This window comes from Streptomyces sp. 2A115, from assembly GCF_052245575.1.
Classification (GTDB): domain Bacteria; phylum Actinomycetota; class Actinomycetes; order Streptomycetales; family Streptomycetaceae; genus Streptomyces.
In genome coordinates this window covers 53,745-68,007 of record NZ_JBQQCG010000066.1, presented here as the reverse complement: position 1 = coordinate 68,007, position 14,263 = coordinate 53,745, and the positions used below count along the sequence as shown (strand labels likewise).

The 14,263-nt window shown below is 70.2% G+C and carries 12 protein-coding genes; 9 read left to right on the top strand and 3 right to left on the bottom strand.

What is annotated here, in order from left to right; translation table 11 throughout:
- Together ACTWQR_RS40070 and sepH are read left to right on the top strand one after the other, a co-directional pair.
- On the top strand, positions 1-134 hold a 134-nt coding region (locus ACTWQR_RS40070; protein ID WP_443232186.1), incomplete at its 5' end, for a D-arabinono-1,4-lactone oxidase.
- A 519-nt stretch (positions 135-653) separates the two neighbouring features.
- Positions 654-1,754: a septation protein SepH gene (sepH, locus tag ACTWQR_RS40065; RefSeq protein WP_443232184.1), complete on the top strand. Its 1,101-nt coding sequence runs from the start codon at positions 654-656 to the stop codon at positions 1,752-1,754.
- Between the two features lie 90 nt (positions 1,755-1,844).
- Here the strand turns inward: sepH and ACTWQR_RS40060 are convergent, their stop codons facing one another.
- The gene (locus tag ACTWQR_RS40060; RefSeq protein WP_443232183.1) at positions 1,845-2,672 is read right to left on the bottom strand and encodes a sulfurtransferase; all 828 of its coding nucleotides are present in this window, start codon (positions 2,670-2,672) and stop codon (positions 1,845-1,847) included.
- 316 nt (positions 2,673-2,988) lie between these two features.
- Between ACTWQR_RS40060 and ACTWQR_RS40055 the strand changes: the two genes are divergently transcribed.
- Entirely contained in the window at positions 2,989-3,783 is a 795-nt protein-coding gene (locus ACTWQR_RS40055; RefSeq protein WP_443232182.1) for a VOC family protein, read from the top strand.
- Positions 3,784-3,872: 89 nt separating this feature from the next.
- On the opposite strand, the gene ACTWQR_RS40050 is transcribed toward ACTWQR_RS40055, so the two are convergent.
- A complete protein-coding gene (locus ACTWQR_RS40050) occupies positions 3,873-4,475 on the bottom strand; it encodes a thymidine kinase (RefSeq protein WP_443232181.1) in 603 nt (200 codons plus the stop codon).
- 260 nt (positions 4,476-4,735) lie between these two features.
- The gene (locus ACTWQR_RS40045) at positions 4,736-5,674 is read right to left on the bottom strand and encodes an AraC-like ligand-binding domain-containing protein (protein WP_443232180.1); all 939 of its coding nucleotides are present in this window, start codon (positions 5,672-5,674) and stop codon (positions 4,736-4,738) included.
- Positions 5,675-5,841: 167 nt separating this feature from the next.
- Here ACTWQR_RS40045 and ACTWQR_RS40040 point away from each other — a divergent pair, with 167 nt between their 5' ends.
- From ACTWQR_RS40040 to ACTWQR_RS40015, 6 genes are all read left to right on the top strand, one after another.
- Positions 5,842-7,362, top strand: coding sequence for a GMC family oxidoreductase (locus ACTWQR_RS40040; RefSeq protein WP_443232179.1), 1,521 nt, complete (start codon positions 5,842-5,844; stop codon positions 7,360-7,362).
- A gap of 37 nt (positions 7,363-7,399) precedes the next feature.
- Positions 7,400-8,863, top strand: coding sequence for a benzaldehyde dehydrogenase (locus ACTWQR_RS40035; RefSeq protein ID WP_443232178.1), 1,464 nt, complete (start codon positions 7,400-7,402; stop codon positions 8,861-8,863).
- Between the two features lie 134 nt (positions 8,864-8,997).
- Complete coding sequence (locus tag ACTWQR_RS40030; RefSeq protein ID WP_443232177.1) at positions 8,998-9,345, top strand: ATP-binding cassette domain-containing protein; 348 nt, start codon at positions 8,998-9,000, stop codon at positions 9,343-9,345.
- 122 nt (positions 9,346-9,467) lie between these two features.
- Complete coding sequence (gene boxC, locus ACTWQR_RS40025; RefSeq protein WP_443232176.1) at positions 9,468-11,198, top strand: 2,3-epoxybenzoyl-CoA dihydrolase; 1,731 nt, start codon at positions 9,468-9,470, stop codon at positions 11,196-11,198.
- A 4-nt stretch (positions 11,199-11,202) separates the two neighbouring features.
- Positions 11,203-12,624, top strand: coding sequence for a benzoyl-CoA 2,3-epoxidase subunit BoxB (boxB, locus tag ACTWQR_RS40020; RefSeq protein WP_443232175.1), 1,422 nt, complete (start codon positions 11,203-11,205; stop codon positions 12,622-12,624).
- A gap of 10 nt (positions 12,625-12,634) precedes the next feature.
- Positions 12,635-14,233, top strand: a complete 1,599-nt coding sequence (locus ACTWQR_RS40015; RefSeq protein WP_443232174.1) for a benzoate-CoA ligase family protein — start codon at positions 12,635-12,637, stop codon at positions 14,231-14,233.
- Positions 14,234-14,263 lie beyond the last annotated feature (30 nt).

The window sequence follows — 14,263 nt, the reverse complement described above, 5'->3', positions numbered from 1 at the left end:
AAATCCACACACGCGGCGCCGACCACCTCGCCAAGACCTACCCGCGCTTCACCGAGTTCACCGCCCTGCGAGACCGGCTCGACCCGGAACGACGGTTCGGGAACGACTACTTGCGGCGGGTGCTGGGCGCGTAGCCGCGCCGGATCGGCGGTTGTGGTCGCGTTCGGCGGAAAAGGGTGGTCACGTTCGGCGGAAAGGCGTGGTCATGTCGGTCGACCGGGTACGCGAGAAGGGAACGTGCAGGCGAAACGATTAGCCCTGTTTCTGGTGATTACGTGAAGTGAGCCACGCACCATGGTCACGAGAACGTCGCCTCGGACGGCCAACTCCCGCCCCCGGACAGAAGTTCGGTGGCGTGCCGATCCACGCAAGTGGCCCGAATGGAGTACTGTTGCGAGCCCTGGGTCCGGACACTCGCCAGGGCGTCCGGGGCCTTTCCAGGACCGCCGGGAGGGGGCTCGTTGCACAGGGTGATGAGGTTCGTCACTTAGCGTTGCGAATAGGTAACCGTGCCATAACGGCGAGCGAGGGCCACCGCCCGACACGCCGGGCAACTCGGCAAGGTTGTGGCAGGCTGCACCCGGGCAGGCCACACTCGACTAGCGGAAGCAGCGACGCACGTGACGTCGGCAGGCACCACCCGGGAGGTCCCCATGCCCGAACTGCGTGTCGTGGCCGTCTCTAACGACGGCACACGGCTGGTGCTGAAGGCTGCGGACAGCACGGAGTACACGCTTCCGATCGATGAGCGTCTGCGTGCCGCTGTACGCGGCGACCGTCCCCGCCTCGGCCAGATCGAGATCGAGGTGGAGAGCCATCTCCGCCCCCGAGACATCCAGGCGCGTATACGTGCGGGAGCGTCCGCAGAAGAGGTCGCCCAGTTCGCCGGCATCCCCGTCGACCGTGTGCGCCGCTTCGAGGGCCCCGTGCTCGCCGAGCGTGCCTTCATGGCGGAGCGGGCCCGGAAGACCCCTGTCCGCCGCCCAGGCGAAACCACCGGTCCCCAGCTCGGCGAGGCGGTGCAGGAGCGACTGCTGCTGCGCGGCGCCGACAAGGAGACCGTCCAGTGGGACTCGTGGCGCCGCGACGACGGCACCTGGGAGGTCCTGCTGGTCTACCGGGTGGCGAGCGAACCGCACTCGGCGAGCTGGACGTACGACCCGCCTCGGCGGCTCGTCCAGGCCGTCGACGACGAGGCGCGCTCGCTGATCGGCGAGTCCGACGACCTGGCCGCCTCGGCCGAGCCCAGCTTCCCGTTCGTGCCTCGCATCGCCAGGCTGCCGCGCGACCGGCCGCTGGACCGCGCCCTGGACCGGCAGATGGAGCGGCCGAGCCTGCCGTCGCCGTCGTCCGAGCCGGACGTCGAGGAGAGCAGCGAGGAGCGCGAGCGCGACTCGCTCACCAGCCTCCTGGAGGCGGTGCCCAGCTTCCGCGGCGACATGGTGGTGCCCGAGCGCCCCTCGGCCACTCCGACTACATCAACCGCCTCGACCACCTCGACACCGGAGCGTCCCGCGGCGGAGGAGCCGCCTGCCCCGGAGCCCGAGGCGGAGGAGCCCCCGGCTCCCGCGGCCTCGGCGGGTTCCGCCTATGCGGACGTTCTCATGCCCCGCTCGGTGGGCAGCCACCGGGACCGGCTCGTCGGTGCCACCGACCGGCAGGCCGAGGCGGACGGCGTCCGTCCGGGCCGCAGAGCGGCCGTGCCGAGCTGGGACGAGATCGTCTTCGGGACACGCCGGAAGAAGCAGGACTAGTACGTGGCCGGGGCTCGCACCACCTTGGTGCGAGCCCTTTCCGCTGCCGGATCCGGGAAGCGGATACAGGTTGGGGCCTCCTCCGTGGAGCTACTGCGGGTCAGGGCCCGTCACGACCGGGCGGCTTTCGTCCTGGGACCACTCCGACCACGAGCCCACGTACAGCGCGGCCGGGATGCCCGCGACCGCCAGCGCGAGGACCTCGTGCGCGCCGGAGACGCCCGAGCCGCAGTAGACGCCCACCTCGGAAGTTCCGGACGCACCCAGGAACTTGAAGCGGTCGGCGAGGTCGGAGGCCGCGAGGAAACGGCCGGACTCGCCCACGTTCTCCGTGGTCGGCGCCGAGACCGCGCCGGGAATGTGCCCGCCGACGCGGTCGATCGGCTCGACATCGCCCCGGTAGCGCTCGGCAGCCCGGGCGTCGAGGAGCAGACCGGTGCGGGCCAGCGCCGCGGCGCCGTCGGCATCGAGGAGGGGAAGCGCACCGGGAGCCGGTACGAAGGTTCCGGGGGCCGGGGACGGGTTGCCGGACTCGACCGGACCGCTCCACGCCGCGAGGCCGCCGTCAAGCACGCGCACCGCCGGGTGACCCGCCCAGCGCAGCAGCCACCACGCGCGCGCGGCGGCCCAGCCGAGCCCTCCGTCGTACACAACGACATCACGGTCACCGGACACCCCGGCCGCGCGCATGGTCGCGCCGAAGACCTCCATGTTGGGCAGCGGATGCCGGCCGGCCGCACCGGCCGGAGCTGCGAGTTCCGAGTCCAGGTCCACGTAGACGGCCCCCGGGATGTGCGCCTCCTCGTAGGCGGAGCGCAGGTTCGGACCGCCCAGCTGCCAGCGGATGTCCAGTACGACCGGGGGGTTCGGACCCGCCAGATCGCTCGCGAGTTCGGATGCGGAGATGATGGCGTTCATGCCCCCCATCCTTGCGCACGGGGTGGCCGCATCGTCCAGGTCCGGCTACTGTGCTCCGCCGGACCGGCCCGACCACACGGTGTGCGGGCACGGCCACACGCTGTACCGGCGATGTACACAAGCAGGCAATCGCGGGGAAACGGATGGGCAACGGCAATTCGGGCATCCTCCCGCCATGGGCCGCTCGGCCGGGACGTGCCGCGCCCCTGGTGTTGCGAGCATCGACACCGGACGCGGAAACGCGGCGGCGGTACGCGCGTTGGCAAGCGGAAGTGAAGCGGCAGCGGCACCACAAGGCGCCGAGGAGAGGGTGACGATGACCGAGGCACGGGGGTCGGCCGGCCTGAACGGCAGTGCGCACGCGCCCGGCACACCCTGCTGGGTGAGCCTGATGGTGCACGGGATGGCCGCGACCCAGGACTTCTACGGAGAACTGTTCGGCTGGGAGTTCCAGCCGGGCCCCCAGCAGCTGGGCGCGTATGTGCGGGCGCAGCTCGACGGCCAGGAGGTGGCGGGCATCGGCCAGCTCCCACCGGACCGCCATCTGCCGATCGCCTGGACGCCCTACCTCGCCTCGGACGACGTGGACCTGACGGCCGAGACGGTGCGGCACTGCGGCGGCACCGTCGGAGTCGGTCCCCTGGACGCCGAGAACGCCGGCCGCCTGGCGATCGCCTCGGACCCTTCGGGCGCCGTCTTCGGTATCTGGCAGGCAGCGGACCATCTCGGCACGGGCATTTCAGACGTCCCCGGTACGCCCGCCTGGAACGAGCTCGTCACCCGCGACTCCGCCGGCGTCACCAAGTTCTACGAGACGGTCTTCGGCTACGAGGAGGAGCCCGTCGCCTCCGCCGACTTCGACTACATCACCCTCCACATCAAGGGCCGCCCGGTGGCCGGCATCCACGGCGTCGGCAACGCCCTCCCCCGCGATCGCGGCCCGCACTGGATGACGTACTTCGAGGTCGCCGACGTGGACGCCGCCCTGAGCCACGTCCTCGACCTCGGCGGCCACGCCCTCGAACCACCCCGCGACACCTCCCACGGCCGCATCGCCACGGTGGCGGACCCGGAGGGGGCCGTGTTCTCGATGGTGCGGACGAATCACTGACCGTTCGCGTAAGGCGGCTCTCCGACGATGTCGGCGAGTGGCATGTGCGCTGGAGGGCTGCCCCGTCAGGCGGTCCGTCTGGCGATCCGTCAGGCGGAGCCGAGCGGCAGTACATCCGGCGACAACGCGCTCGCGCGAGCCGTCGCCGACGTCATCCGACGACGATGGTGACGGCGGCACAGCACCTCGTAGCCGATGTCCTCCGACTGGTCGACGTCGCCGACGACGACCTGGGCGCCCTCGACGACCATGTGGCCGCCTATGGTGCGGGCGTTGTGCGTGGCGCGGGCGCCGCACCAGCAGAGGGCCTCGACCTGGAGGACCTCGACGCGGTCGGCGAGTTCCACGAGGCGCTGGGAGCCGGGGAACAGCTTGGAGCGGAAGTCCGTCGTGATGCCGAAGGCGAAGACGTCGATGTCCAGGTCGTCGACCACGCGGGCGAGTTGGTCGATCTGACCGGGCGTGAGGAACTGCGCCTCGTCCGCGATGACGTAGTCCGCTCGCCCGCCTTGCGAGAGGTGGTCGACCAGGTACGCGTACACGTCCTGGTCCTGCCCGACCTCCACCGCGTCCGTGACGAGACCGAGGCGGGAGGACAACTTGCCCTCGCCGGCGCGGTCGTCACGGGTGAAGATCATGCCGCGCAGGCCGCGGGCGGAGCGGTTGTGCTCGATCTGGAGAGCCAGCGTCATCTTGCTTGGGTATCCGCCACATCTGGGACAGCGTCCCCACCATGACAACGCGTTCCGGGCCCTCGACCCAAAGCGGCTACGCCCGCACCTGTACGAGTTCGCCCTTCACTTCGACGGGTGACATCACCCCAGGTCAGGGTGGGTAACCGCGCTCCTGGTGCCGTCTGTTGACCGTGCTCTTCCCTCAGGGGAGGCACGACCGACGGCCCTTCTTCATGGCCGGATCCGCGGGGCAGCGCGGCTCTCGTGAGGTTCGGCGACTACACGGCGTCGCGACGGGCAGCCGAGGGGTTCACGCCGTACTTGGCGTGGAAGGCGCGGGTGAAGTGCGCCTGGCCGACGAAGCACCAGTGGGCGGCGATCGCCGCGATGCTGCGATGGGCGAGCAGAGGGTCGGCCAGGTCACGCATCGCCGCTTCGAGGCGGCGAGAGCGGATGTAGTCGGTGACGGTGCATGACTCGTGCTCGAACAGTCGGTGCAGGGTGCGCGCGCTCATGTGGTGCACGGCGGCGACCCGCGCATGTGTCAGGTCCGGTTCGGCGAGGTGCGCTCTGATGTAGTTCAGGATCTGCAGCCGCAATGCGTCCGCTGCGCCATCGTCGCCACAGGGGGCGGCCTCGCTCAATGCCGCTGCCACCAGATGCAGCCCCGCTTCGCCGAGCCGGTCGGCGGATGTCCGGTGGATCGAATCCCGCTGCGATACCGCGGACGATACGAAGCCGGCCAGCACCGCGCCAGGTCCGTCCGCGAGTGGATAGGCATGGTTCATCGACGTGACGACCATGCGCTCGGGCAGGCTCAACGCGCCCCGGGGAAAGGCCATGACCGCGCACGACCACTGGCGCTCAAGACGCAGATGATAGGGCCTGCCGGTGTCGTAGATCGCCATCTGCCCGGGCGCGATCGCGATCTCGCGATCGTCCTGGCACACGGTGGCGTACCCGCTCAGCTGTACGCAGACCTTGAGCAGGTCGATCGGTGTCTGCCGTACGGCCCTGGGGGTACGCCGCACGACCTGCGGCGTCCCGCTCACCCGGTAGGCAGCGATCGCCCCGAGCTGAGTACCGGCCATCCGCCCATGGGCGTCCCGTGCTCCGATGGCCTCGGGGACGAGCCGGCCGAAAGCACCGCCCAACTGCTCTCGCCAGAGATCGGCCGGGAGAGAGCTTGACTGTTCGGTCCCTGCGGTCGACGACATCACTGTGTGTGCCCTCCCACCAGACTTGGCCTCGCACGACAAAGGCCGAGGCGGGATCAGTCAACAACTCTGCAACGTGACTGACAAGAATCTGTAGCAGGTTTTTCGCCGCGCGGGCAACGGGGCCCGCCGGACCGCCGAACCAGAGGTGGTGGGCTGTGGTGGCCATGCCTGCTCGTTACGACTACGTGGTGATCGGTGCCGGGTCGGCCGGCTGCGTTCTGGCCGCGCGGCTGTCGGAAGATCACGACACCCGCGTTCTCCTGCTCGAATCCGGTCCTGCCGACGACGCGCCCGAGATTGCCGTGCCACCCGCGTGGCCCGCGCTGTGGGGCACGGAGATCGACTACTCCTACGACACCGTTCCCCAGCCCGGCACCGGCGGGGTGGTCCACAACTGGCCCCGGGGGCGCACGCTCGGCGGGTCGAGCAGCATCAACGCGATGGTGTACCTGCGTGGGCACGGCGCGGACTTCGACGCGTGGGCCAAGGCGGGCTGCGACGGCTGGGACTACGCCTCTGTGCTGCCCTACTTCCGGCGCATGGAGACCGTCAGCGGCCGGGATCCGCAGTACCGGGGTGAGGGCGGCCCGATGCGTCCGGCTCCGTCGGCGCAGCCGAATCCGCTGTCGCAGGTCTTCCTCGACGCGGCGGCGGCGACCGGTCATCCGCTGACGGACGACTTCAACGGAGCGGTGCAGGAGGGTGCCGGCTGGCACGATCTGTCGATCACGGACGGGCACCGCCAGAGCACCGCGGCGGCCTATCTGCACCCGGTCCGTGACAGCCGTCCGAATCTCACGGTCGCGACGGAGTCTCGTGCCCACAGGCTCCTGTTCGACGGCACACTCTGCACCGGTGTCGAGTACGAACGCCGCGGCGAGGTCGTCACCGCGTACGCGGATGCGGAGGTGGTGGTCAGCGCTGGCGCGGTCGACTCGCCTCGGCTTCTGCTTCTCTCCGGGGTGGGCGCGGCCGACGAGTTGGAGCAGGCGGGTGTCGCGGTCGTACACGACCTGCCCGGTGTCGGCCGCAACCTGCACGACCATCCGCTGTGCGGGATCGTGTACGAGGCGAGCCGGCCCATTCCGCCGGGGCTCGCCAACCATGCCGAGGTGTCGATGCTGTGGCGCAGCGACCAGGCCCTCGCGGGCCCGGACATGCAGCTGATGTTCATCCACCTGCCGTTCCACCCGCCGACGCTTCAGGCCCCGGAGAACAGCTTCACCTTCGGCGTCGCCACGGTGCCCGAGGCACGCGGCTCGATCCGGATCGCTGGGCCCGATCCGCAGACGCCGCCAATGATCGATCCGAACTATCTGGGCGCGGAGTCCGACGTGCGCCGGCTGCTGCACGGCATCGAGGTCGCGCGGGAGATCGCCGCCTCCGAACCGTTCGCTCCCTGGCGTGCCCGCGAGGTGCTTCCCGGACCCGACGTCACGGACGAGGCCGGTCTGCGGGAGTTCATCGCCCGAGGCACCGGAACCTACTACCACCCGGTCGGCACCTGCGCGATGGGCGTCGGGCCGGAGGCCGTCGTGGGGCCCGATCTGCGGGTGCACGGCCTGGACGGCTTGCGGGTGGCGGACGCCTCGGTCATGCCGAGGCTCGTCTGCGTCAACACCAACGCCGCCACGATCATGATCGGCGAGAAGGCAGCGGACCTCATCCGCCGGCCCGGCGCCTGACCACCCGAGCTCAAGCGAAGCTGAGGAGAACCCCGCGATGACCGAACTTCTCGATGACGTTTCCTGGCAGGGCAAGATCTACAGCAATGGCTGGACCACCGCCCACGGCGGTGTGCTGGACAGCACCGAACCGGCGACGGGTGCCGTCCTGGCCCAGGTCGGCCTGGGCGATGCCGAGGATGTGGCGGCCGCGACCGCCCGAGCCGTCCAGGCACAAGCCGACTGGGCCGCGGCGACCGGCCCGTCCCGCGCCGCCGTGATCCGCAAGGCCGCCGCCGTCCTCGCCGACAACCGTGCCGAGTTCGAGCGCTGGCTCGTCCGCGAGGGCGGCGCTGTGCCGGGCAAGGCGGCCTTTGAAGTCGACTTGGTGCTCGGGGAGTTGTGGGAGGCGGCGGCGCTGCCCACCCAGCCCTGGGGGCACCTGCTGCCGGCCAGTGAGCCCGGCCGGGAGAGCGTCGCCCGCCGGGTGCCGCTCGGCGTGGTCGGTGTGATCAGTCCGTGGAACTTCCCGTTCATCCTCTCCGTCCGGGCCGTCGCGCCGGCGCTGGCGCTGGGCAACGCGGTCGTCCTGAAGCCGGACGTACAGACGGCGGTGTCAGGAGGCACGCTGGTCGCGCGACTCTTCGAGGCGGCCGGCCTGCCCGACGGGTTGCTGCATGTGCTGCCCGGGGACGCCGGGCCCGGCGCGGCCCTGGTCGAGGACCCGAACGTCGCCATGATCGCCTTCACCGGCTCGACGGCGGTCGGCCGTGAGGTCGGCGCCACCGCCGGGCGCACGCTGAAGCGGGTCTCGCTCGAACTCGGCGGCAACAACGCCCTGATCGTGCTCGACGACGCCGACCTGGAGATCGCCAGTTCGGCGGGGGCCTGGGGCGCGTTCCTGCACCAGGGCCAGGTCTGTATGACCGCGGGCCGGCACATCGTGCTCGAATCCGTCGCCGACGAATACCTCGACCGGCTGGCCAAGCGGGCGCAGGGACTTCCGGTGGGTGATCCGTTCACCGGGCAAGTGGCTCTCGGGCCGCTGATCAACCAGCGGCAGCGGGACAATGTGCACCGGATCGTGGAGGAGACCGTCAGGGCGGGGGCCGAGGTCAGGGCCGGCGGCACGTACGACGGGCTGTTCTACCAACCCACCGTGCTGGCCGGCGTGACCACGTCGATGCCCGCGTTCCGTGAGGAGATCTTCGGACCCGTCGCACCGGTCGTCGTCGTACGCGACGAGGACGAGGCGGTCGCGGTCGCCAACAACACCGAGTACGGGCTGGTCGCCGCGGTGCAAACGGGATCCCCGGACCGTGGCCGCGATCTGGCGCGGCGGCTGCGGACCGGCATCGTCCACATCAACGACCAGACCCTGAACAACGACGCGTACGCACCCTTCGGCGGTACGGGCGCCTCCGGCAACGGCAGCCGGTTCGGCTCCCAGAGCAGCTGGGACGAATTCACCCAGTGGCAGTGGGTCACCTACCGCGAGCAGGCGCACGCCTTCCCCTTCTAGCCATCCGGGGAGCTGCTGTCGAACGTGCGCACTTCGACGTCTGACCACTGTGCGGTCGTGAGTGTGCCGGGCGGTTCTCACCGCCCGACACACTCGAGGCGGCCCCCTGGACCCTGGAGCGCGTCTACGAGCTGATGCCCCGCCTCGCCGAGCGGCGCGCCAACCGGGGCGATCAACTCTCCGGCGGAGAACAGCAGATGCTGGCCATCGGCCGGGCGCTGCTGAGGATCCCGCGGCTGCTGCTCCTGGACGAGCCGTCGGACGGCCTCGCGCCGGCGGTCATCGACCTGATCGCCGAGTTGCTCGAGGGCTTGCGCGGCGAGGGCATCGCGGCCGTGCTGGTCGAACAGGACCTGCACCTGGCCTTCCCTCTCGCCGACGAGGTGGCGGTGATGCAGAAGGGCCGCATCGTTCACAGGAGTTCGACCGACGACTTCCGCCAGGACCGGGCCCGGGCCCACAGCCCCCTCGGTGTGGGCTGACCCTGCCGGGCCGGAACGGGGAACCCGTCCAGACCCATGTTCTACAGAACCTTGACGCACTGCGGTACTTCTGTAGAAGATTCCTCTATAGGTACCTGCGCTAGCGCGAGGAGGCGCTCGTCATGGTGGTGGCAAGCAAGCCAGACGTGGTCGATGCCGCGAATGGAGCGCCGGAGCCCACAGGCACGGTGGTGGTGACCTTCGACCGGAGCCCGGACGCGTACCGGCACTGGAAGCTGCGGACCGACGGGCCGGTCGCCTGGCTGGAGATGGACGTCGACGAGCAGGGCGGCCTGGTCCCGGGCTACGAGCTGAAGCTCAACTCCTATGACCTGGGTGTGGACATCGAGCTGTACGACGCACTGCAGCGGCTGCGGTTCGAGCACCCCGAGGTGCGGTCGGTGGTGGTGACCAGCGCGAAGGAGAAAGTCTTCTGCGCCGGGGCGAACATCCGGATGCTGGCGGCCTCCCCGCACCACTGGAAGGTGAACTTCTGCAAGTTCACCAACGAGACCCGCAACAGCATGGAGGACGCCTCGCAGCACTCGGGGCTGACCTTCATCGCCGCGGTCAACGGCTCCTGTGCGGGCGGCGGTTACGAACTCGCGCTGGCCTGCGACCGGATCCTGCTGGTCGACGACAACTCCTCGTCGGTGGCCCTGCCCGAGGTCCCGCTCCTGGGCGTGCTGCCCGGGACCGGCGGGCTGACCCGGGTCACCGACAAGCGCCGCGTACGCAAGGATCTGGCCGATCTCTTCGCCACCCGCAGCGACGGCGTACGGGGCAAGACGGCGGTGGACTGGCGGCTGGTCGACGAGGTCGTCCCGCGCCGGGACTTCCGTACGGTCGTCGAACAGCGTGCCATGGAAGCGGCCGAGCACAGCACCCGGCCGACGGACGCCGAGGGCATCGAACTGACACCGCTGGAGCGGGACGTCACCGAGGACGGCATCGCCTACCAGTACGTGCGCGCCGAGTACGACCGTCCGCTCGGCCTGGTCCGCATCACCGTACGGGGCCCCGGCGAGGACGCCCCCGCCGACGCCGCCGCGATCCACGACGAGGGCGCCGACGGGTGGCTGCTGGCCGTCACCCGCGAGCTCGACGACCTGATCCTGCGGCTGCGGGCGAACGAGACCGAGCTGGGCACCTGGGTGCTCCGCACGGAGGGCGATTCCGCGCTCGTACTGGCCCATGAGCAGGTCGTGTTGGGCGCCGCCGCCCAGGGCGACTGGCTCAGCAACGAGATCGTTCACTACTACAAGCGCACCCTGAAGCGGCTCGACGTCACCAGCCGCAGCCTGGTGGCGCTCATCGAGCCGGGCAGTTGCTTCGCGGGCCTGCTGCTGGAGCTGGCCTTGGCCTGCGATCTGCAGTACATGCTGGACGGCCCGCCCATCGAGGACCCGGACAGCGACGAGCGCGCCCAACTCACCCTCTCCGAGGCCAACTTCGGCACCTTCCCCATGGGCAACGGCCTGTCCCGCCTCCAGTCCCGCTTCTACCAGGAGGACGACCACGTCGAGTGGCTGCGCCGCGAGGCCGGGCAACCCCTGAGCGCCGCCCAGGCCCGCGAGCTAGGCCTCGTCACCGACGCGCCCGACGACATCGACTGGGAGGACGAGATCCGCATCGTCCTGGAGAGCCGGGCCGCGCTGAGCCCGGACGCCCTGACGGGCATGGAGGCCAACCACCGGTTCGTCGGCCCGGAGACGATCGAGACCAAGATCTTCGGACGGCTCACCGCCTGGCAGAACTGGATCTTCATACGCCCCAACGCCGCTGGCCCCGAGGGCGCGCTGCGCCGCTACGGCACCGGCCAGAAAGCGGTCTACGACCGGAAGCGAGTGTGACCCGATGCCCACGAAGATCGACTACGACTCCAAGATCCCCAACAACGTCGCTCTCGCCGACGACCGCCGTCTGCAGCGGGCGCTGGAGGGCTGGCAGCCCAAGTTCCTCAACTGGTGGGGCGAAATGGGCCCGGAGCTGGAGAACCGAGGCGTCTACCTGCGCACGGCCGTGTCGGTCGGTCGCGACGGCTGGGCCCACTTCGACCACGTCAACGTGCCGGACTACCGGTGGGGCATCTTCCTCGCCGAGCGCGACCCCGACCGCCGCGTCGCCTTCGGCGAGCACAAGGGGCAGCCGGTCTGGCAGCAGGTGCCCGGCGAGTACCGCGCCGACCTGCAACGGCTGATCGTCATCCAGGGCGACACCGAGCCGGCCTCGGTCGAGCAGCAGCGCCTCCTTGGCCTGACCGCCCCGAGCCTGTACGACCTGCGCAACCTCTTCCAGGTCAATGTGGAGGAGGGCCGGCACCTGTGGGCGATGGTGTACCTGCTGCACGCCTACTTCGGCCGGGAGGGCCGCGAGGAGGCCGAGGCGCTGCTCCACCGCAACTCCGGCAGCCCCGACTCGCCGCGCATCCTGGGCGCGTTCAACGAGGAGACCGCCGACTGGCTGGCCTTCTTCATGTTCACGTACTTCACCGACCGGGACGGCAAGTACCAGCTCGGCTCGCTCAAGGAGAGCGCCTTCGACCCGCTGTCGCGGACCTGCACCTTCATGCTGAAGGAGGAGGCGCACCACATGATGGTCGGCACCACCGGCGTCGACCGCGTGGTGACCCGCAGCGCCCAACTGGTCCGCGAGCACGACACGTTGGACATCGCCGCCTGCGGTGGCATCCCGCTGGACATCATCCAGAAGTACATCAATTTCCACTACACGGTCTCCCTGGACCTCTTCGGCAGCGAGACCTCCACCAACGCGGCGAACTACTACACCGCCGGGCTCAAGGGCCGCTGGCAGGAGGAGCGCCGCAAGGACGACCACCGGCTCACCGACCACAGCGCCTTCCTGGACAAGCCGCAGGCAGACGGCACCTGGTCGCAGGACGAGGTCCCCGTGCTGCTCGCCCTCAACCTGGACCTGCGCGACGAGTACATCTCCGACTGCGAGAACGGCCTCAAGCGCTGGAACCGGATCCTTGAGGAGCACGGGATCGACTTCCGGCTGAGGCTGCCGCACGCGGGCTTCAACCGGAACGTCGGCCTCGCCGCCGGCCACCACGTCACCCCCGACGGCACGATCGTCGACGAGCGGACCTGGGAGGCGAGCCGCCATCACTGGCTGCCCACCGCCGAGGACCTGGCGTTCGTACGGTCACTGATGCAGCCTGTGTACGAACGCGGCAAGATCGCGAGCTGGGTCGCGCCACCGGTCAATGGCATCAACAGCAAACCGTTCGACTACGAGTACGTCCGACTGGTGTGAGGTGAGCCGGATGCCTGAGGCGTTCAACACGGCGGAGTACCTGGTCGACCGGCACGTGCGGGAGGGCAACGGCGCCCGCACGGCGCTCGTCACTCCCACGCGGACGCTGACCTACGAGCAACTGTCGGCGGAGGTCCGCCGCGTGGCGGCCGGGCTGCGGGCCCTCGGCGTACGTCCCGAGGAGCGCGTCCTGCTGTGCATGGTGGACGACATCGAGCTCTTCACCGGCATCCTCGCCGCCTTCCACATCGGCGCGGTGGCCGTGCCCGCGTCGACCATGCTCACCGGAGGGGAGCTGGGCAAGCTGGTGGCCGACGCGCGCTGCCGGGTGGTGCTGGGCTCCGCCGAGTTCGCGCCGGTCGTCCGCGCGGCGCTCCAGCAGGCGCCGGAGGTCGAGCACGCCGTCCTGACCGGAGAAGACAGCACAGGACTGCCCGGCCACGTCCAGGGCCGCACCTGGCAGCAGCTGCTGGACGGCGGCACCGGCAGGGACGACGGGCCGTATCCGACCTGGCCGGACTCGCCCGCTCTGTGGCTGTACACGTCGGGCACCACGGGCACGCCCAAGGCGGCCATGCACCGCCACGTCGACATCAAGTTCGTATCGCAGAACTACGGGCAGCGGGTGCTGGGCATCGGCCCGGAGGACCGCTGCCTGTCGGTCGCGAAGCTCTTCTTCGCCTACGGCATCGGCAACTCGCTGTTCTTCCCGCTGGCGGCGGGCGGGACAGCGCTGCTGGAACCTTCCAGGCCGTCTCCCGCGCTGTTCGCGAAGCGGGCGGCCGGCGACCGGGCCACCGTCTTGTTCGGCACACCCAGCTTCTTCGGGCCACTGCTCGCGAGCGCCGACATCCCGGACGACGCCTTCGCGACGGTGCGGGTGGGCGTCTCGGCCGGAGAAGCGCTGCCCTCGCGGATGTACGAGGGGATGCTGAAACAGTTCGGTGTGGAGGTGCTCGACGGCATCGGGTCCACCGAGATGCTGCACATCTTCATCTCCAACCGTTCGGGCCGGGTCCACCCGGGCTCCTCCGGCGAACCCGTTCCCGGGTACAAGGTGGAGCTGCGCGACGTCGACGGCAGCGTGGTGCAGGGCGACGGCACACCCGGCGAGCTCCACGTCCGCGGTGAGTCCGCGGCCACCGGCTACTGGTGCCGGGCCGAGACCACACGTCAGGTCTTCCTCGGCGACTGGGTACGCACCGGAGACACCTACATCCGCAACGCCGACGGCACCTACACGTGCATGGGCCGCACCAACGACCTGCTCAAGGCGGGCGGCATCTGGGTCGCGCCCGCCGAGGTCGAAGAGCGCCTCCTCGCCCATCCGGACGTGGCCGAGGTCGCCGTGGTCGGCGTACCGGACGCGGACGGCCTGGACAAACCGGTCGCCTGCGTGGTGCCCAGGCCCGGGCGTGAGGTCGATCCGGACGCCCTCGTCGCCTGGTGCCGGGAGGGCCTGGCCGCCTTCAAACGCCCGCGCGGGGTGATCGGGCTGCCCGAGCTTCCCCGTACGCCCACCGGCAAGATCCGCCGCAACGTGCTGCGCGCCATGGTCCGCGACGGTTCCTGGGCGGAGGCGCCTCCGTCGCCGACGACATCAAGCTGACGTCCTCCCTGCCAGTCGCTCCCCGCCACT